This is a genomic window from Nocardia sp. NPDC052566, assembly GCF_044547285.1.
GTDB lineage: Bacteria > Actinomycetota > Actinomycetes > Mycobacteriales > Mycobacteriaceae > Nocardia.
In genome coordinates this window covers 560,338-578,059 of record NZ_JBIUAF010000004.1, presented here as the reverse complement: position 1 = coordinate 578,059, position 17,722 = coordinate 560,338, and the positions used below count along the sequence as shown (strand labels likewise).

18 protein-coding genes are annotated in these 17,722 nt (G+C 64.1%); 11 read left to right on the top strand and 7 right to left on the bottom strand.

What is annotated here, in order from left to right; genetic code table 11:
• The first annotated feature begins 130 nt into the window (after positions 1–130).
• The 4 genes from ACIG5A_RS22445 (at position 131) to ACIG5A_RS22430 (ending at position 4,275) form a co-directional block, all read left to right on the top strand.
• Entirely contained in the window at positions 131–685 is a 555-nt protein-coding gene (locus ACIG5A_RS22445) for a hypothetical protein (RefSeq protein WP_397242950.1), read from the top strand.
• Between the two features lie 997 nt (positions 686–1,682).
• On the top strand, positions 1,683–2,030 hold the full coding sequence (locus ACIG5A_RS22440; RefSeq protein ID WP_397242948.1) for a hypothetical protein: 348 nt from the start codon (positions 1,683–1,685) through the stop codon (positions 2,028–2,030).
• Between the two features lie 268 nt (positions 2,031–2,298).
• Entirely contained in the window at positions 2,299–2,799 is a 501-nt protein-coding gene (locus tag ACIG5A_RS22435; RefSeq protein ID WP_397242946.1) for a hypothetical protein, read from the top strand.
• Positions 2,800–3,924: 1,125 nt separating this feature from the next.
• Positions 3,925–4,275 (top strand): hypothetical protein, encoded by a 351-nt coding sequence (locus ACIG5A_RS22430; RefSeq protein ID WP_397242944.1) that lies wholly within the window; start codon positions 3,925–3,927, stop codon positions 4,273–4,275.
• 995 nt (positions 4,276–5,270) lie between these two features.
• On the opposite strand, the gene ACIG5A_RS22425 is transcribed toward ACIG5A_RS22430, so the two are convergent.
• The 5 genes from ACIG5A_RS22425 to ACIG5A_RS22405 all read right to left on the bottom strand — a co-directional run bounded on the left by ACIG5A_RS22425 (position 5,271) and on the right by ACIG5A_RS22405 (position 10,205).
• Positions 5,271–7,259 carry a hypothetical protein gene (locus ACIG5A_RS22425; RefSeq protein ID WP_397242942.1) on the bottom strand — a complete coding sequence of 663 codons (1,989 nt, stop codon included), beginning with the start codon at positions 7,257–7,259 and terminating at the stop codon, positions 5,271–5,273.
• 558 nt (positions 7,260–7,817) lie between these two features.
• Complete coding sequence (locus ACIG5A_RS22420; protein WP_397242940.1) at positions 7,818–8,852, bottom strand: ParB/RepB/Spo0J family partition protein; 1,035 nt, start codon at positions 8,850–8,852, stop codon at positions 7,818–7,820.
• The gene (locus ACIG5A_RS22415; protein WP_397242938.1) at positions 8,852–9,562 is read right to left on the bottom strand and encodes a ParA family protein; all 711 of its coding nucleotides are present in this window, start codon (positions 9,560–9,562) and stop codon (positions 8,852–8,854) included. Before ACIG5A_RS22415 ends, ACIG5A_RS22420 begins: the two co-directional genes overlap by 1 nt.
• 83 nt (positions 9,563–9,645) lie before the next feature.
• The gene (locus tag ACIG5A_RS22410) at positions 9,646–9,906 is read right to left on the bottom strand and encodes a type II toxin-antitoxin system RelE/ParE family toxin (protein ID WP_397242936.1); all 261 of its coding nucleotides are present in this window, start codon (positions 9,904–9,906) and stop codon (positions 9,646–9,648) included.
• Between the two features lie 14 nt (positions 9,907–9,920).
• Positions 9,921–10,205 (bottom strand): type II toxin-antitoxin system Phd/YefM family antitoxin, encoded by a 285-nt coding sequence (locus ACIG5A_RS22405; RefSeq protein ID WP_397242933.1) that lies wholly within the window; start codon positions 10,203–10,205, stop codon positions 9,921–9,923.
• A 278-nt stretch (positions 10,206–10,483) separates the two neighbouring features.
• Between ACIG5A_RS22405 and ACIG5A_RS22400 the strand changes: the two genes are divergently transcribed.
• The 4 genes from ACIG5A_RS22400 to ACIG5A_RS22385 all read left to right on the top strand — a co-directional run bounded on the left by ACIG5A_RS22400 (position 10,484) and on the right by ACIG5A_RS22385 (position 13,249).
• Positions 10,484–10,813, top strand: coding sequence for a hypothetical protein (locus ACIG5A_RS22400; protein ID WP_397242931.1), 330 nt, complete (start codon positions 10,484–10,486; stop codon positions 10,811–10,813).
• Between the two features lie 200 nt (positions 10,814–11,013).
• Positions 11,014–11,682 (top strand): hypothetical protein, encoded by a 669-nt coding sequence (locus ACIG5A_RS22395; protein ID WP_397242929.1) that lies wholly within the window; start codon positions 11,014–11,016, stop codon positions 11,680–11,682.
• Between the two features lie 282 nt (positions 11,683–11,964).
• On the top strand, positions 11,965–12,318 hold the full coding sequence (locus ACIG5A_RS22390; protein WP_397242927.1) for a hypothetical protein: 354 nt from the start codon (positions 11,965–11,967) through the stop codon (positions 12,316–12,318).
• A gap of 469 nt (positions 12,319–12,787) precedes the next feature.
• On the top strand, positions 12,788–13,249 hold the full coding sequence (locus ACIG5A_RS22385) for a hypothetical protein (RefSeq protein ID WP_397242925.1): 462 nt from the start codon (positions 12,788–12,790) through the stop codon (positions 13,247–13,249).
• Positions 13,250–13,361: 112 nt separating this feature from the next.
• Here the strand turns inward: ACIG5A_RS22385 and ACIG5A_RS22380 are convergent, their stop codons facing one another.
• Both ACIG5A_RS22380 and ACIG5A_RS22375 read right to left on the bottom strand, forming a co-directional pair.
• Positions 13,362–13,706 carry a hypothetical protein gene (locus ACIG5A_RS22380; protein WP_397242923.1) on the bottom strand — a complete coding sequence of 115 codons (345 nt, stop codon included), beginning with the start codon at positions 13,704–13,706 and terminating at the stop codon, positions 13,362–13,364.
• Positions 13,654–13,899 (bottom strand): hypothetical protein, encoded by a 246-nt coding sequence (locus tag ACIG5A_RS22375; protein WP_397242921.1) that lies wholly within the window; start codon positions 13,897–13,899, stop codon positions 13,654–13,656. The genes ACIG5A_RS22380 and ACIG5A_RS22375 overlap by 53 nt, the downstream gene beginning before the upstream one ends.
• 509 nt (positions 13,900–14,408) lie before the next feature.
• Here ACIG5A_RS22375 and ACIG5A_RS22370 point away from each other — a divergent pair.
• The 3 genes from ACIG5A_RS22370 to ACIG5A_RS22360 all read left to right on the top strand — a co-directional run bounded on the left by ACIG5A_RS22370 (position 14,409) and on the right by ACIG5A_RS22360 (position 17,538).
• The gene (locus ACIG5A_RS22370) at positions 14,409–16,118 is read left to right on the top strand and encodes a hypothetical protein (protein ID WP_397242919.1); all 1,710 of its coding nucleotides are present in this window, start codon (positions 14,409–14,411) and stop codon (positions 16,116–16,118) included.
• A 198-nt stretch (positions 16,119–16,316) separates the two neighbouring features.
• On the top strand, positions 16,317–16,514 hold the full coding sequence (locus ACIG5A_RS22365; RefSeq protein WP_397242917.1) for a hypothetical protein: 198 nt from the start codon (positions 16,317–16,319) through the stop codon (positions 16,512–16,514).
• Positions 16,515–16,926: 412 nt separating this feature from the next.
• Positions 16,927–17,538 carry a hypothetical protein gene (locus ACIG5A_RS22360; RefSeq protein WP_397243962.1) on the top strand — a complete coding sequence of 204 codons (612 nt, stop codon included), beginning with the start codon at positions 16,927–16,929 and terminating at the stop codon, positions 17,536–17,538.
• Positions 17,539–17,722: the final 184 nt, after the last annotated feature.

Sequence of the window (17,722 nt, the reverse complement as noted above, 5' to 3'; positions counted from 1 at the left end):
TCGAGCCGCGTGGTTGTCCGGATTTGGCGTCGCTGATCTACGGGCCGGGTTTCCTGGTGCAACAGCCGTGCGGGGGTGTTCGTAGCGTCGGTGACGCATTGAGTTGTGTTGGTTGAAAGGAGTTCGCCCGGTGATGGTGACCTTGGATGATGTTCTGACTGGTACCGGCCCGTTGGCGGTGGAGCTGATGCACAAGTCGCGCGGATCGGTCGAGTCGATCCCGCATGCCCAGGACGACTGTGACGTCGACGGTTACCGCGCCGAACTGGCTTGCGATGCGTTCTGGGCCGCTGTCGAGTTGTGCGGCGGTGATCTTGTTGCCGGTGATCGCCTGCATCGCCAGATGTGGGCCTGGTCAATGCGGATGGTTCCTCCCCCGTGCTCGGACGTGCTTGCGGCGCTGCATGCCGCCACCGGCAACGCGCGGGAGATGCGGCGCTGGGCGGCGCTCGCCGCAGCCGGGTTCGGGAAAGGTGGACGGTGGCGAGCCGTTGCTCACGGAAACGCCTGCCGACTCGCGCGGTACATCGCCGACGTCGACAGCGAGCTTGAGGCCACACGAGGTGTACAACGCCGCGATGTCGTGGGCCGAGCAGCAGCGGTATTGCTGATCTGTCGTGGGATGCGACCGTTTGCTGTCGGGCATCGGCCAAGGCACTGCCGCTGGCGCAGCGAAGGGGCATAACGCGCTCATCAGCCATCAAGTCGTGTCGACAGGATCGCAACGGTGAGGCACCCCCGTTCGCACGAACACCGCAGCTGCCATCGGTCACGCTCGCGAACGGCGCGGGCATGTCCAACGCGTGCGTTCGCGCGAACACTGCCAAACCGGAACCCTTGGCACGGCGGCAATGGTGCTGGCGTGTCTCCCCGGGAGACGCTGTCCGAAGGAGAAAGCGGCCCGGTGTTCGCGAGCGGAATGACGCGTTGGTAGGCGACCATCGGGCCGTCGAGATGTGTTCGCGAACAGGGCGTCACGCTGATGCGGGCGTTCGCGAACATTCCGTCGCAGGGCCACCTGTTCGTGCAAACAACCGTGGTCGAGGTCGTGGTTGTTCGCGAACCGACGTTGACGGAGATGATGCTGTTCGCGTGCTCGGTTTTGGCCACACTGCGACTCCGCAGGACGCGGGTGTGTTCGCGAAGAGGAATGAACTGCCCCGTGTCGTTCGCGAACACGAACAAACGAACAACGCCGCCGTTCGGCCCCCGTCAGTGCACGATGACGCCAACGGTTCCGGCGGCGCCGGAGCTGAAAACATGCGCTGGTCCGAGCTCATCACGTCATCTCGTCAGCACCGGAGCTACGCCACTAGGAGCACACTTCATGCGCGCAGCCGCCATCACTATCGCCGTCGGCAGCATCGACGCTGACACCCACCGCCTGCAGGTAGAGGGCTGTAGTTGCCGCAATCACGCTGGCGGCCAAAGAACTCCACGCCACCAACGAGGCGGTCGAGGCCCACTCCGACGAGCTCGAAGAGGGGGTTGAGACTGGGCGGAATCCGGCGCTAAGGGCGCCGAGTTTGTGAAGGCGCGGTCAGGTTTCGACGAGGTGGCACCTGTCCGATTCCCTGTGGTGCGGGGCTCGGCATGTTCGGGAACGGTCGAAACACGGGCTTGGTTCGCTCGATACGTTCGGCTCGTCAACAAGCAACTGAGCACAACCCCCGGAGGAAGTCATGACCAGCTCGATCGCCGTGCCCGTCACTGTGACTGTCGCTGTTCGCGATGTTGATTCGACCGCCCATCGCCAGCATCTGGAGGCCGTGGTTGCCGCGATGAAGATCGCAGTCGCAGGCCAATTGAGTGCCCTGGCTGTCGTTGTGCAGGGCGACAACGACCACGGCGAGGCTTTCAAACGTGGTGACGCGATCGTGATCGGGCCCGACTACCGCCGGGCGGTGCACAATCTGGAGAAAGCCGTCGCTCGGGTGGACCTGTTGCTCCCTATCGCGGACGCCATGCTGCCCGCCGACGCAGTGGAGGCGCTCCTCGGCGGCGGGGACGTCGCTCTCGGTGCCGAGTAGCCTCGCTGCTTCACCGGTCTCCCTCCGTTCGCGAACGGAGGGAGACCGCTCAGCTCGCCGGTTCGCACGTGAGGATTCGCGGTGGCGGGTGAACGCCAACTTCGAGAACGTGGTCGCTGTGTTCAGGCAGAGCCACGTCTACGGCCTCCGGGTGGACTAGCTGCGCGTCCCACGGCGGCGGCGCGCTGTCCGGCCCGTGCTGGTTGAGGTGTTCGAATCGGTGCCCAGGGTTACAACACAGGTCTGAGGTGCCTTCGATAGTCGTGGCATGACCAGCATGAATCTTCCGGCGGACGCCGAATTCCACCTCACGCTCAGCGTCGGGCCATCGGCTCCGCATCGGCTCGAGTTGCATAGTGATGCCCACGTGGTTGGCCGGATCATGTGGGATCCACATTCCGGTGACATCGGCATCGTGGAGACTCACGCCGGATTCGTGCGTCGCGGTATCGGAACGGCGCTGCTGACCAAGGCGCACCAGGTGGCGGACGAGCACGGTCACGCGTGCCCTGCAGGTTCGGTGTTCTGGACTGTCGCCGGTGCTGCGCTTCGCGACGCGTTCGGACGGTGCCCGAGGCCCGACATCGGCCACATCCCTGTCGTCAATCACGAGGGAATGGGCGCGGGCAGCACAGATCTGCGCAGCCACATGGTCGATGACCACGGTTTTGGTGCGTCGGCTGACATGATCCGCGCGATGACCGTGGACACCTTGGAGGCATGGCACACCCGTATCCGTCGATTCGATCCCTGCGCGTTCAGCGGCTGAGGCCCGCTGGGGGCGCGGATGGTGATCCGCTCGCCGGCCTCCTGGTGCGTGTTCTCGCGAAGCGGGAGGCAATTCTCCTGTCGCATCGCGGGTACTGGTCGTTCTGGCGATTCTGGGCCCGTTGTCGGACCATCGGGGTGGGTCTCTGCCGACGGCGGACCTCGGGGGGGTCGCGGAGGCGTTTCGCTGTACAGCGTCTCCCGGGGAGACGCTGTCCGCTCGTCTGGCTGTTGGTGAGGTTGAAACAGCCAGACGAGCGGGGCGTTTGATTACTGTCGATACCGAGATCAAGCGTCTTCCAAGGAGATCCGCGTGTGCGCTACAAGCCCTGCTGACCGGAACTACCAGGCCCTTTTGCAGCAGCTGAGTGATTCGGTGATGCATTCGCCGCGAGGCGGGGCGAACCGAACCCTCCAGTCGCTCGGCATAAAGGCCATCCGAGAGGCAGGCGTGCCGAATCTCCGAGAGACAGGCGTGCCGAGTCGCGGAGTGGAGTCTTTGCGCGCTTACGCCACGGAATGCCGTCGGGCGGCGGAGATAGCCGACCAGATGGCCACGATTCTCGAAGAGCCTGCGGACATCTGAAGATGCCGAGCTGCCTGGATCCCGTGGGACGCCGAATCCCAACTGACACAAGCCCGGCTGATGGTCGACGCGGCGAAGGCAGCCGATGTGAGGACGGCCCCTCCCCCGTCGTCGGAATCATGCGCCGTCGCGCGGCGAGTGTGTTTCGCGCGGGCGTTGTTGCGCGAACTCACGCCGTGCCCCTGGTAGCGAGTCGGACGTTGGGGCACTGTCCTGTCGTCCGACCGCCGCGTTCGCGAACACCATGGGAGTGTTCGCGAACGCGGCTCTGCCCGTTCGCGTGAACGGGTTCCCCGTCAAGGTGTCCGCCAACAGGTGGACTGTTCAGGGTGCTACCGAAGGGCGGCGCGTTCGCGAACGTCGACAGACGCTGTTGATGACGTTCGCGAACACTGCCGCTGACCGTGAACATAGCGACCAACGACGCCTCGGCCCTCGTTCGCGAACGAGGGGCGGCGGGCTTGTTGGTGCAACACCAGCCGCTGGTCGTTGTTGACTGGCCACACAGCCAACGCGATCGACACTGGAAGGTCACGAACAATGACAACTGAACAGCAGAATGCGAACGGAGAACTCCAGCCCGTTGTACGGGCCACTCGTTTCGAGGTGAACTGTGTTCCCGAGACCGACACGGGTGCGTGGCACTTCGCTGTGACGGTGGTCTATTGCCGCGGCGGCCGGTGGGTTGTCAGGGATCGGGACGACCGCTGCTACGACTTCGACGGCGTTGTGTCGTGGGACTATGGCTCGGATGCCCCGGACGAATGGCTCGCGCGCTACCGGTTCACCGACGTGGAGCAAGCGCTCGAGGTGGCGAAACGGGTCGCACCAACCATCACGGTGAACGGAGTCACTGTCGCGGAAGCCCTGGCGAACCCGGAGTTGGAGTGACGTGGAGTGAGTCAAACGGTGGAGGCCGGTAACCGATCCTTCGGTGACCGGCCTCCACCGTTTTGTCGCTGAGGGTGTTCGCGAACGCGTTCGCGTTGGTGGCGGTTGTGCTCGCCTTCGTGTTCGCGAACACGGTGAGGTGGAGCTCGCTCGTGTTCGCGAACGTCGCGGGCTGGCTGGGCAGCATTGTCCGGACGGCCGGGGCCGTCCGGACAATGCGGACAGGGGCGCGGTGGAGAAGAGATTGCACAGCGGGTGCGGGATGGGCAGCTACAGGCGCGGCTGCGGGGCCAGCAGAGGCCGTCGGCATCATCTTCATTGAGATGGCCAGTCCGCTGTAGGTGTTCGCGAACGCCCATAGTGGACTGGCGGATTGTTCGCGAACGCGCTATTGCGACTGGGGTCTGGGTAGCAAGACTGTTCGCGAACGCGTTCGCGAACGCTATTGCCTCAGCGATGAGAGTGAGGCTGGCCAAATTAGGGGCATAGGCGCGCGTTCGCGAACGCGTTCGCTGCTGTGCTCGGCGAGCGCCTGTCCACTTGAGGGTGCTGTTCGCGAACGGTGCCCTGCGGTGCCCCGCTGGCGTGTGCGGCTGCGCGGGGGTGTCCTCGGGAACATGGGTTCGAGCCGGGCGTGCATCTGAACGTATGACCAGTACGGTTACCGGACCTCACGCGGGCCCGCAACATTGCCTCCGACGCGACCTACATTCGGACGCGACCGTAGTGACGAAAGGTAGATCAGCGATGGGCGCCGCAGTAGCGGTGTGTCGTTTGAGCCGCTCTTCGACCGGGGATGGGTCCCGCTGGGCAACCTCACCTCGAAGCAGAGGTGGAAGGCGGCCCACCGCTCCCCCGGCCCTGCGCTCGAACAGATCGGATACACGATCGCCGAAGACCGCGCCGCAAGCTGATGGCCCGGCGGCCGTGCTACGGGTGCAGTGGAAAGGGGCCTTTCCACTGCACCCGCGTCAAGCTCTGACCGGTGCACTCTGCTAGATCGTTGGCAACCCGTTCGGAGCGGGTGGGGCTGAATGCGTGACGGGTGTGGCGAGCGGGTGAACAGTTGGCAGTGGTGGGCCGGGATCTACGGGTAGCTGGGATGTGGCGATGGATGTGGCCTTGCCGTAAAGCTCGCTCATGGTGTGGTGGATGAGAAGGACGACGGCGATCATGATGGGCGCGATCGCGTGGACGAAGATCCCGTATCTGTCGCCGTTGCGGAAGTACGGGAAGGTGTTCAGTGCGACAGTGAGCGCCAGTAGCACCGCTTCGGCTGTCCAAACGCCGTAGCGTTTGAATTCGATCTTCCATTCGGCGAGCTTGAGGGTGCCTTTCATCAGGATGACCAGGCAGACCGAGACCATCGCTTCGATGAGGAAGGAGAACCAGAACAGAGGATCGGTGGGTCCCAATCCCGGTGCGATGTTGTGTTGGACGTTCACGGCTGACCAGGAGAAGCCGGCGGCGAGAACCAGGTATGCCGCGCGGGCAAGCCAGCGGCGATCGTTGTAGAGGTCCGCCAGCTTGGCATGTGGGCTGGACAGGCGACGCTGCTCCGCGAGCGCTTTGCGCGCTGTGACAAGGTCCTTCAGGTCGAGTTGTTGGATCTCGGCATCGACCTCCCGGATCCTTGCCTCGATCTGCAGTGCGGCATCCAGTGCCGCGCGTTCTGCTTCCTTTCGCTTCTTCGCGACTTCCCAGCGGTTGTCGCGGTCGAGCTCACGGAGCCTAACGGCGAGATCTTTCTCTGCCTCGATTTCATCCTCTGAGAGGGCTTCGGTGAGCGCGGGGTCGTTCTGCCATGCGAGCCGTGCGCGGTTCTTGGCAACCAATTCGGCCAACTCCGGCGCAAGCTCTGGCGGCGGCGCCGTCACCTGACCGGCTTGCGTCCGCGAGGCCGAAGCGGGTGGAGGCGGGTCAGTCCTGTCCGCTGGTGTGAGGCCGCCGTTGGTGATGATGACTGCGGGTGCCTGTGACGGCGGCTGCTCCGGAGTCGGCGTGCTTCCCTCCTGCTCCTCGGAGGCTTGGGATCCATTGTTGGTGATGGGCTGCCGTCTCGACGTTGCGGGAGTCCGAAGTGCCTTCGGTCGTTTGCTCGACCGCGACCGGGGCGCGGTGAGCGGACTGCGTTGGAAAGGCTCTTTCCAGCGCAGCGGCGGTGCGGCGGCGTTCGTCTCGCCCGGCGCGGATTTCCGATCATCGGGTCGTGTGCCGTCCGATCGGCCGACGGGGGCGGCTGCGGGCACGACTGGGTCGGGAGGTGCGGAGGAAGGGGTGAGCGGCGCGCTGGTAGTGGGTGGATCGGCGGCTACTCCCCCAGCATGTCGTGCCTCGTTGATTCCAGCGAGCACCGGAGTTCGGCGTACCTGTTCCTCGTGCGGACTAGCTGTTGTCCCGTGGAGACGCTTGCGGCGTAGTTGGATCTCCTGCATCAGTTCCGCCTCGAGGTCAGCCAAGGGGTCCGACTCTGGCGTGGCGTCGTGGGTGTGGATGATCGCTCCGTCCGTCGGCGGGTCGGTGACGCGTTCGGGTGCTTCGGATGCGCACGCGCTCGTGGCCGGTGAGGACCCTGCGGAAGGCGCGGCAGCGGCTCCTGCTGCTTGGCTCGGTGATTGTGTCGGTGGGATGCGCGCGGTCGGCGTGAAGACCGTGGTTCCGGAGTCGCTCGAGGTGGTTGATACGAATATTCGGCTGTTCGGCTGAGGCGCGCCGAGTTGCTCGGTGCGCGACACGGTGTTGCTCTCGCGGGCGTTGCGCCAGTGTTTGATTTGGGTGGAAACGTAGGAGCGGTGTTGGCTGCCGGACTCGACGCCGTGTGTGCGGAGCCACGCTTGCACGTCGCTGGTCTTGAATGGCTCGGTCAGTTGATCGCACGCATACCAGATTTGCTCCTTCGTGGACTGAAGGGTCGCCAGTGTGGTCCTGGCTTTCCGTTCGGCGATGTTAGGGATGTCGCGGGGGACGGGCGCTGATGTTGTCATGACACGGTGGCCTTTCGGGGCTGCCAGCGGCTGACGTTGTCTATCGATGGCTCCCGATTGGTGCCGGTGACTTCAGGGATCGGGAGGGTGCGGGTGAGCGCGGTGTCCGTAGGCGGTTGAGGGTGCCGTTGGGACCGCGGCGGGGAATGATGTTCCATGGCGGCGAAGCTCCTTCGGCGGCATCGCGGCGTCATGTGGACCGGAGATGGAAAGGGTCTTTCCACGGAGCGGAACCATGACGGGGGCGGTGTGGCGATCGCTGGGGAAGCTAGCGAGTTGGTTCTCCCCGAACTGGTTCGGCTATGTCGATCCAATAGCTGGGTCCTTCGATACCGGCGGCATATTCGGTTGATGGAGTGCATGCGATTGGTGCGTTCAGCTAGGCGGTGTTGCTTGAGGTCCAATGGGGAACGGCTCGGTGGCACGTCGTCGGCGGGCGGGGGTGGGGGGAAGCGCGCAGTGACGCATGGCGCAAGACGACGCCGGACGCTTGGATCTGATCCGTGGCGAGCCGTCGTTGGTGGGCGCTGACGTAGCACCCACCAACGACAGAGTCGGCTAGGCGGCGGGCTCGGCCGCCGTTTCGGCGTCGAGTAGCTTGCGGACCTCCGCGAGCAGCTCGGGCGGCAGCTTGTCCCTCAGGACGCGCGCGATGTCGGCGGGAGTCGATCGTTTCGGAATGCGAACCGCGGATGTGGTGGAAAGGGTCTTTCCGCCATCGATGTCCTCGACGGGCTTGCGGTCGAGGCGGGCGGGGAGATAGGGAGGACCGAGTTCGAGCAGCGCATGCTGCTGTTCTTTGGTCAGCCTCGCAATCGGAAGTGCGCTGTCGGCCGTCAGTCTGCCCTTGCCCTTGTCCTTGGCTTTGCCGGCGCTGACAAGACGTTGGAATTCGTCGATGAGTTTGAGGAGGCTGGTCCGGTTGTTGACATGGGTGTGCGAGAAGCCCATCCTGTCCGCGAACTGGCGTTTGGTCTCGCCCGTCTCCTGCATGATCAGGTCCATATCCCGGCCTTCGAGGACGGGATTTCCCCCTGTGCGGTGGGAGTTCTCCTGTAGGCCCGCTTCTCGTGCGTTGCGGGGGATGGCGAGTTTGTCTTCGCGGCGGTACGGCAGTCCGTCGAGCCCCCGCAACCGTGACGCTGTGAGCCGGCGGTTGCCGAGGATGACCACTGCCTTCACGTCCGGCGGGAGTACGTCGTTGGGGTTGTGCTCAAGCCATGCTTGGTCCGAGCAGACCAAGATGGACTGGAGGATGCCGATCGCTTTCGCGCCGTCGGCGAGTGCTTTGAGGTCTTCGTCGTCCTCGTCGTAGTCGTCCTGGTACCGGGGGTTGTCCGGGCGGAGCGCGAACCATTCCAGCGGTGCCCATCCGCTTTCGCCATCTGGTACGAGACCGTCGGAAGCGGGGTCGAAGTCCTGTCGAGTGCGGGGTTCGATGTCAGATTCTTTGATGATCTCGTTGACGATGCTCGTGATGTTGCTGTGAGCGGTCGACGCGAGTCCGGAGTTCAGGCGTACTTGCGACTGGCCGTTGTTGGCAGCGGCCTGCCGCGGCTGTTTGGGTTTGGCGCCGGCTTTCGGTGCGGGCATCAGATGGCTCCGTTGGTTGCGTAGCGGTCCAGAAGTTCTTTCGCGAGGTCGGTGTAGTCGCCGGGGTCCTCGGGCACGGTGCCGTAGACATCGTCATAAGCGATGTTGCGGATGATCTCGGTGGTCAAGACGTTGAGGCCCAGGGAGTAGGGAGTGTCCGGGTCGGGGGTCCCGGTGTCGTCGACGAGGTTCTTGGTCAGGTCTTCGCGAGCGGTGAAGGCTCGCCCTTTGCCTGGAGCCGGTACGCGGGTCAGGAGCACGTTGATTTCGATGGGAGAGCCGCTTTCGTTGACGGCGTAGGCGCTCATATAGGTCGGGACGAGACGGCGCAGTTCGGCTTTCATCGGTCCGACGGGGCAGATGAGGATATCGGCGAACAGGCATCCGTGGGTGAATGCCTCGGGCTGTTCGCCGCCGGTGTCGACGATGATGACATCTGCCTGGGACTGGGCTTCGACATCTCGCGCGAACTTCGACAGCGGTGTGGTGCCTTCTTTCCAGATGTAGAGCTCGAAGGGGAGTTGGTAGCCCAGGCGCTCCGCTTCTTGGCACCAGTCCGTCGCGCCGCGGGTTCGGGTGTCCGCGCAGATCACCGCTACCCGCAAGCCTTGTTGTGCCATGGCAATTGCCAACAGGACAGCAGAGGTGGTTTTGCCTGGTCCGCCTTTGAGTGTGGCTATCAGGATTCGCAGTGGTTTGACTAGCTTCATCGGTGTGGGGCTCCTTGGGGAGGGCAACCTTTCTGGTTGCTGCGTGGAAAGGTTCTTTCCACGCTTTCGGTGTGGGGGGCGGGTCAGTCGCGGTAGGCGTCGCGTCGGCATGAGACACGCATGACCGTGAGGGTGTCGTTGTGAGGGGTGATGGTGAAGGCGACGCGGTAAATACCGGTGCGGATGCGCCAGCTGTCGGATGTGCCGACGATCCGGCGTGCCGAGCCCGGCCGGTCTGCGCTCGCCTGTCCCACGATCAGCGTCAGGACCTCACGCAGGATGTCGTGGGGGAGGGCTTGCAGTTGCTGTGACACGGTGGGGTGGAACTGGATGCGGCTCTGCATCGGCTGAGCCCGCTTCAGGAGGCGATGACGTCGGTCGGTTGGACGCCGAGTTCGTCGAGCATGTCCGCCAACGGGATCGAAGTCTCAGGGGACGTGGCTATCGTTCGCAGGCGCAGAGCGTCGGCGACATCGGCGTGTTCGTGCAGGCGTTCGTAGTCGGCCATTGAGATGATGACTGCGATTTCGCTGCCGCTGTCGGTGACGACCACTTCGCAGCCAGTGGCAGCGACGCCGCGGACGATGTCGCCGACCCTTTCTCTGAGGTCGCGAAGACCGTACGTTGTCCGGGATGAGGGCATGGTGTCACATGTTAGACATGTGACACATGGTGCGCGAGTGGACACGGCGGAGATTTCGCCGCAGTTTCTGGCGAAAAGGCTGGCGGCGTCGCTCTCTCCTGAGTGTGTCGGAGGTTGTGACGTCGTCGAAGGCTGTTGGTGAGTGGAAAGAGCCTTTCCGCCTATCGCCGTAGGTTGTCGCTCGTGGCCGAAACAGTGCTCACGTCTGCTCCCTACGGTCAGCGGTGTTCAGCAACGAGTGTGAACGGCACTCGTGATCACCGACCCTGGGAGTAGTCATGACCACCACCGAGGAACGGCAAGCCGCCGCCCGCACCATCCTTGAACAGCTGGCAGGCTCCCAGCGCCGCCTGATCGCCATGGTTGGCGCTCGGGACTTCCTGGTCCTCGAGAACGGGGTGGCGTTTCGGATCATGGCCAACGCTGCGAAGGCCCGGAATGTGCGCATCACCTTGTCGGGGGATGACACCTATTGCATGGAGTTCGGAAACATTCGCGGGCTCGAGTTCAAGGTCCGGCGTTCCTTTGAAGGTCTGTACTTCGACCAATTGAGGGAGATCTTCGAGCAGACCACGGAGCTCTATCTGAGCCTTGGATCCCAGCGCTGATCACCAGACCTTGAGAAGCACAGGAGATTTCGATGTCAACCTCAATCACATCGGACGGCTACTTCACAGTGGAGCCTCCGCTTAATGCCGCCGAGATCGCGCTGCTGCTCGGATCGGACGAAACGAGCGTCGCCCGCCAATTCGATCGTGAGCATCCGTACCACCCAGAAGCGCTGGGGGACCGATACGGGTACGGGTGGGTGCCGAGCCCGGATGGGGCAGCTATCGAATTCTGTGATGACCCAGACAAATTCGACCAAGCGGCCGAGGTGCTGCAGTACCTGATCTGGACCTTCTTCGCGCCCGAGGCTCGGGTGCAGGACCACCCCGGATTCGAGGACTTCACCTTCGACCACATCATCAGCGGCAACGTCTACATCCGTCACGAATACGCGCGCGGCACCGAAGTCGACGTCAGACAGAACACGGTGTTCTGGAACAACTTGCCCGTTGCGGAACTCTACGACTGGAAGTCGAACGCAGGGACCGAGCTACTCGCAAGGTACACAACAGATTCCGCGCCACTGGTGGAACGGATAGCCGACACCGATCACGCCATCGAGGTAGCCCGCACCGGCGGGGCTTCCCACGCAGGCGGCGAGCTCAGCGCGCCAACGGTCAGTCCAGCAGAGCCGCTCACCGTTCACGGTCTGCGCGAGATGCTCGCGCAGATCCCTGAACAGCTGGACGGCATGCCGCTGCTCGGCCCGGGCGCTCACGGCGTCGGGATGGATTACCTCACCCGGATCGTCTTCATTCCCGCACAACGGATCAGCGGCGCTGAGCCAGGCGAAGGCGCCTTCCGTGACGCACGTGACCACAGCGTCTCGCCTGACGGAGAGCAATTCGACGCGCTCTTCATCTACTGAGCTGACCGCAGGGCCTCATCTAACGTGCAGGTGAGGCCCGCACCGCGGTGGTGCGCCTCACCATCCGCGCTGTCCGCGCTATCGGCAGCATTGGTGCCAGGCTCGGTGAGCCCGCCGAGCCCAGAAGCTGAGTCATCTACCAGAACAAATAGCCCGATTCCGCAGCCTTTGAAGCGGTCGCGTCACGAGCTGTCCAGCTCCGCCGGTGTTGCAACACCCGAAGGTGCAGCCGCCTAGCTTGGTCGTTGTAGGTCAGCGACCCCGTTGCTAAAGGAGAGGTGCATGAACGCGAATCAGAATTACACCGCAGGCACATTCGTCGAGCGGGTTCATGCTCGCCGAGTGCAGGGGATGGTCGCTCGGATCGCTCGGGTGGAGGTCGACACCAATCCGAATGGCGGCATCTCGGTCAAAGCGGTGTGGGCCGATGTCGACAGGCCCGTCTCCGAGGCGCTGGGTGTGGGTAGTGCCACGATGGCGGCACGCCTGAAGCGTGCGATGGAGGCAGGGGTTGTCTATCCGCAAGCGTTCGTGACTCGGGACTTCGACGACCGCACCTATGTGGCGGTCGGCGTTCGAGCAGTGGGCCACGGAGGCGCAGGCATGGGCAAAGACCTGCGGCGTCTCGGATTCTGACAGATTCGAGGAACTGACCCCGCAGCTGCAGCCGTCGCAGTTCTGCGACGGCTGCAGCTGCGGGGTGTGAGGGATGCGCATCGGCCTGCCCGGCGCTGGAATAGATGGAATCGGTTGGGTGGCTACAGGTTCACGCAACCGACGTCACCTCTCCTGCGTCGTCGGCAGCTACATCCGAGCGGAAGTAGGTCGTCTCTGACCGCCGAGAGCCGTTGTGGCTGAGTCGCTGTCGAGTTCATCGCGGGGATCGATCGGCTCGGCAGTGTCCGTGGTGCAACGCCGCAGCGGTCTTGCAGGTCGATGATCTACCACGGCATCCCCGTCGATGCTGCGTTGAATTATGTTGTGCTGCACAGGATCTCGCGTACCGCTACGCCATGGGGGTGTCGGGGCGTCGGTTGAAACATCGCGGTGGTTCTGAACCTACTGTCGGCTCATCGGATTCACCTCCAGCACAAGGAGATTCGCGATGGACGCCGAATTCCTGCATGAATTGGTCATCGGTCCACCAATCGGTGGCGATGACGTCACCACCGATACCCCGCAACGACGTGCATGGTATGAGCGCCGCGCCCGGTTCCTCGCCGAAGATGTCTTGTCGATGTGTGACGACGCGGTCCTGGCCTACAACGACCAGAAACTGCAAGATATGGCGGTGCTTTATCTGTGGTTCGGGACGGAGTTGGTGACGTTCCATCTCCTCGACGAGCATGTGCACCTGTTCACCGAGCGCGGGGTGGTCTTCGTTTCCGGAGGTGACCGGCGTGCGCGGTGGGACAACGCAGGCAAGAGGGAAACCATTGCGAGGTTGGTGCGATGCTATCGACAGCGGACCAACCACGCCGTCACTGACGTCGAAGACAGGGCAGGAAATGTCGTGCAACAACCTGCCCTACCATCACTGAGGAGAAACGCCAGGGAGGCGAGCTGAGAGCTCGTCGGCGTGCAGATCAGAATGCGCTGTGTTGAGTTCACAAGCGCCCTGACCTCAACGGGCGTTTCGATTGAAGGCGCCGCGAGGGTGGCTGGACCGATCGGCGTCTCTACAGGTCCATTGCAGCCCTGAAACGCATGTCGACGGTTTCCATCGCGGTGGCGTCGAGAGCGTCGACGCGCTCGGTCAGGCAGCCGCGTCGCAGTTTCTCCAGCCCGTCGCCCAGATTCAGCCAGCAGGTGCGGCCGTCGATGATCACTTCGACAGCGAGTACGTCGACGGGGTTGTCCGCGCTGACCCGCACTCCGTATAGGACGCGGCGTGCGTCCTGGTCGAGTACTGACTGTGCCGAGACCAACACGGTCAGCCAGTTGTGGGTTTGGACCTCGTAGCGCCAGACCTCACCCCGCCGCACGGTATCCGCGCTGCTCGTCAATGCGGGCAGCGGCCTCATCGAGCTCCAAGTCGGCCAGCGCGTCGGCGGAGTCGTCGCTGGCTACGGCCAGGGGAGGATAGTCCGTGGCCACGTGACGGCGCGCCAATTGCGACACCACTGTGGACTCTGAAACTCCGGCGATTCTGGCCGCGGCTTCGATCAAGCCGACGGCAACAGGGTCGACCGTCCAACTCTTCCGTTTCGAGGACATAGGCTCAGCGTATCAACTATGCGCATCATATGTGCGTACAAATGGTGCGCAGGTGTTGGTGTGCTGGATGTCAAACGGGCCGATGCGTGGCTGTCGCGATCAACTGTGCTCGCGCTTGATGGGCCGGGATCATTGTTGAAGGTTGCGCCGATCCGGCGCTCGTGGTCGCCGCTCGGCGTCAGAATGGCGGCTCTGCGCTGAGATCGCCGTTGGTGAATACTTCCTCGATCGGTACGGACTCGTCCTCAGCGGAGACATCGGCTGGATCGGTGGTCATCGTGGCGCCTTCCGCTGTGCTCTCATGGTCAGGAGCAACGGTAGCGACGGCCAGGCCTTGTGTTGCAGATGAACGGCGGCAGGCGATGGAGTGTGAGCTGCTCTCTCTGGGTGGGTGTTCTGGACCCGATGTCAACACGGTGGAACGTGGGCTGCCAGCGAATCGTCGCGACTTTTGGACACTTTGTTTCCGATCGCTGTGGAAGCTCGCGTCTGGTGGAAATATTGTTTCCATGACTTCAGTACGTGTGATGGGACCGGCCACAATCCGTCCGGACGCACTGTGGCCGAACCTCGAGATGCGCTACCGGCTCGAATCTGCGGAGTGGTTCGACCCCGACACCGGTCGGATGCGGCCGCCGCCGGCATTCGTAGAACTGTTCATCCCCGCCGATGACGACCCGATCGTGACGGTGGGTTACGACGGCGACGGACCAGCGCCGCTGGCCGAATCGACCCGAGAGCGGATCGCCCGCACCGTGCGGTGGCCGATTCCGCGGCTGGTGCTCGACGAGGGGATCTTCAACACGCTCGTGGAGATGTCAGGGTTCTTCGAGCAGCTGGTAGCGGGTTTCTCGGTCGAGCGCACACCGCGCGGCTGGCATCAGCGACTCACTCCGGACGCCGAGGACGTCCGCGCCGAGATCGCCACCATCTTCACCAGGGTGCTGGCGTCGAGGCCGGTGGTGGAGATCCACACGATCGACGAGTTCGACCGCAACGTGCTGGAGTCACTGGTCACCGCCGACACCCGAGACGAGGACCTGCCCGCCGTTGTCCAGGCCCTGACGGCACAGATCACCCCCGCCGACGCGCACAACCTGGTCGTGCTCGACGAGGCTCTCGGTCAGCTCACCGAACAGCGTGACCTGGCTCGCGCCCAGGTCCGCGACCGGCTCGCCATCGTCGCAGGCCTGGCCAGCGGCGACCGCCGTGAGCGTGACGAGTTGCTGCGCCGGATCGCGGGCTGGGACGACGACTCCGACAGCTACCGGTCCCTCGGCTCGCTGGTGGGTTTGTCACATACCGCCGTCCGCAAGATCGTGGCGCAGGTGTCCACCGAGCGTGACGAAGCCCTCGACCACCTCGACGCCACCGTGCGCGCGCTGGGCCTGGCGTGGGATCCCCCACCCCTGCCGCGGGTCCGCACCGACGACTACGACGACGAACCATCGGACCACGAGCTCGAAACGCAGGATCGCGACGACGACTACTACCGGCTCGCCCATGTCCGCCGCAAAACCTGTGCGGTGTGCGGGAAGCCATCCCAGCGGCTGGTGCGCCGCTGGCAGGTCGGCAACGTCAGCATGCCCGCCGACCCCGACGACCCGCACCGCAGCGACGCCGGGTACATCACGGACTTGACCCATCCGCCCAGCTTCGCCGGGCAACCCGAATGGGCCGTGTGCGGAACGGTCTGCGCCCGCCAGATCATCGACACCGACCGCGCCAATCCCCGCGGGACCCGAGTCGCCGGAAGCGACGAATTCTTCTACGCCGTAGAGGGATTCCGCTACCAGCCGCACGACAGCGAGCTTCCCGAGGTGTTGGTGAGCCTGCGCCGCGACCTCGACCCAATCGGCTACCACCGCGATGCGCTGACCCGCGCCGCCGCAACCGGTGATCTGGCAGCCGCGGCTCTGGACCTGGCTGGGCTGCGCCGCGATATTGCCCGCGCCGCAGCCACACTCGCGCGAATCCGTACTTATACCCCCGAGCCTCGCCGCTTCGGGGCGGGCGATATCGAACCCGCCGACCTCGGCCAGGTTCGCCACGGCGACACCATCTACAGCAACTACCAGTTTCTCTACGACGACCGCGCCGACTACTGGGAAGGCCCCGGCCACAGCCGCCGCACCTGGGACGAGCTGACCGCCCTCGGCGAGCTCGTCGAAGTCCCCAGCGAACAGATCCTCCTTCCCAGCACAGACGCCGCACTGTGAGGAGACCCGATGCTCTGACAACTTCACCCGTGATCCTCTCCCAGGGAGACGGCTGTCCGCTCATCCCGCCAATGAAGAGCGCCCTTGCGGCCAGCGCGCCGTCGCGATCGCCTCAGCGGGTCTGCAACAGCGGTGCGAGGCACTCATAGATTCGTTGCCAGCAAGAACGAACCGAACACCACCCGCAAGGAGCGTCAAATGTTCACCGCCGTTGCACCTCACGCGATTGTCGTTCGCACCTTCGACGGTCGCGACACGAGGGGCTTTGTTCACCAGCGGGACATTCGCGCTGATCTCGACACCGCCGAAGGCGCGGCCCTGCTCACCGGCCACGCTGAGGTGCTCTGCAGCAATTGCCTGCGCGATTGGAACGAACTGGTCCACGAGACCTGCTGACACACAGCCTGATCGGGATCCGTACTCCCATGACAGTCGGCCCGCCCACGTTGGGCGGGCCGACTGTCATGAGTTGGCGGCTGCGTGATTCGACGACGACCGTTCGTTGACGCATCCGCCGCGTATTCGTGTTCGAAGAGCCCCACGTCGACGAAGCGAGAATGCTGTCCGCCCGACGGACCGCTGCGGCGAGCGGCTTGAAAACTCAGGCCCCCGTTGGCTCATCGCCGAGCAGGACCGCCTGAAGATGGGTTCCCCGATCGCGCAGTTGATGCGCGGCGTCGACACTGTGAATGTCCTCCCGGGGTGGCGGCAACGTTGTGCTGAGCGACCTGAATCCCGCTACTACTCTGAACTGGGGATGAGCCAAGCGGTTGATCGCGGTAAGAGAGGTCCTGTGACGGTCGAGTCGATGCTTCCGCTGCCGGGCATGCCCGACGGTGGGGGAGTGGCGGGGGAATCTGCTCAACAGTTGGTGCTGATCGGTGTCCCGCAGCCGGTCCGGATTCCCGCAGCCCAGTGGCGATCCTGGCTGACCGATCCCGCGGTTGTCGACCGATTCGAACAGAAGCGCTATCGGCGACCAGGCGATAGATGCTGGCCATGGATCGCCGGAGTGTCGTCGACGGGTCACGGCACTTTCCGTGCCGCGAGTCTGCCGGGCCCGCACCGTCGCGGCACCGTCCCCGCGCACTTGTTCGGCTATCAGCTCGAGTTCGGGGTCATCACACGGCTGGGATGGTCCGACGCCGATGATGCGCAGGTTTGCCACCAATGCGACTTCGCCGGATGCGTCAATCCGAACCATATGCGGCTCGGAACGAACAGCATCAACCGACGTGAATACGAGCTGCGGCGCCGCAACCTCGCCAGCCCGCTGGCCGACGTGCGCGGTGCGGCGGGCCGCACACGCGCGATAGCCGAGGCTGTCCATGCAGGTCTCAGCAACAACGAATCACCAGAATTGATCGAGATGCGGATTGCGGCGGCCGAGGATGTCGGAAAACCGCTGAGCCTGTGGTGACGTGCCGTGCCTTGATCGTCCGTCCCGGACGACGGAGCGATCGCCAAGGGAATCACGTGGCATGCGATGTTCCCGGTTGCCCGCAGTGGAGAGGCGCCGATCGCGCTGTCCGCCAGCTCATCTCACGATCGGTACCCCCGATTGGTCGGAAGCGGTTGATCGGCGAGCGCGCCTCAAGATCGCG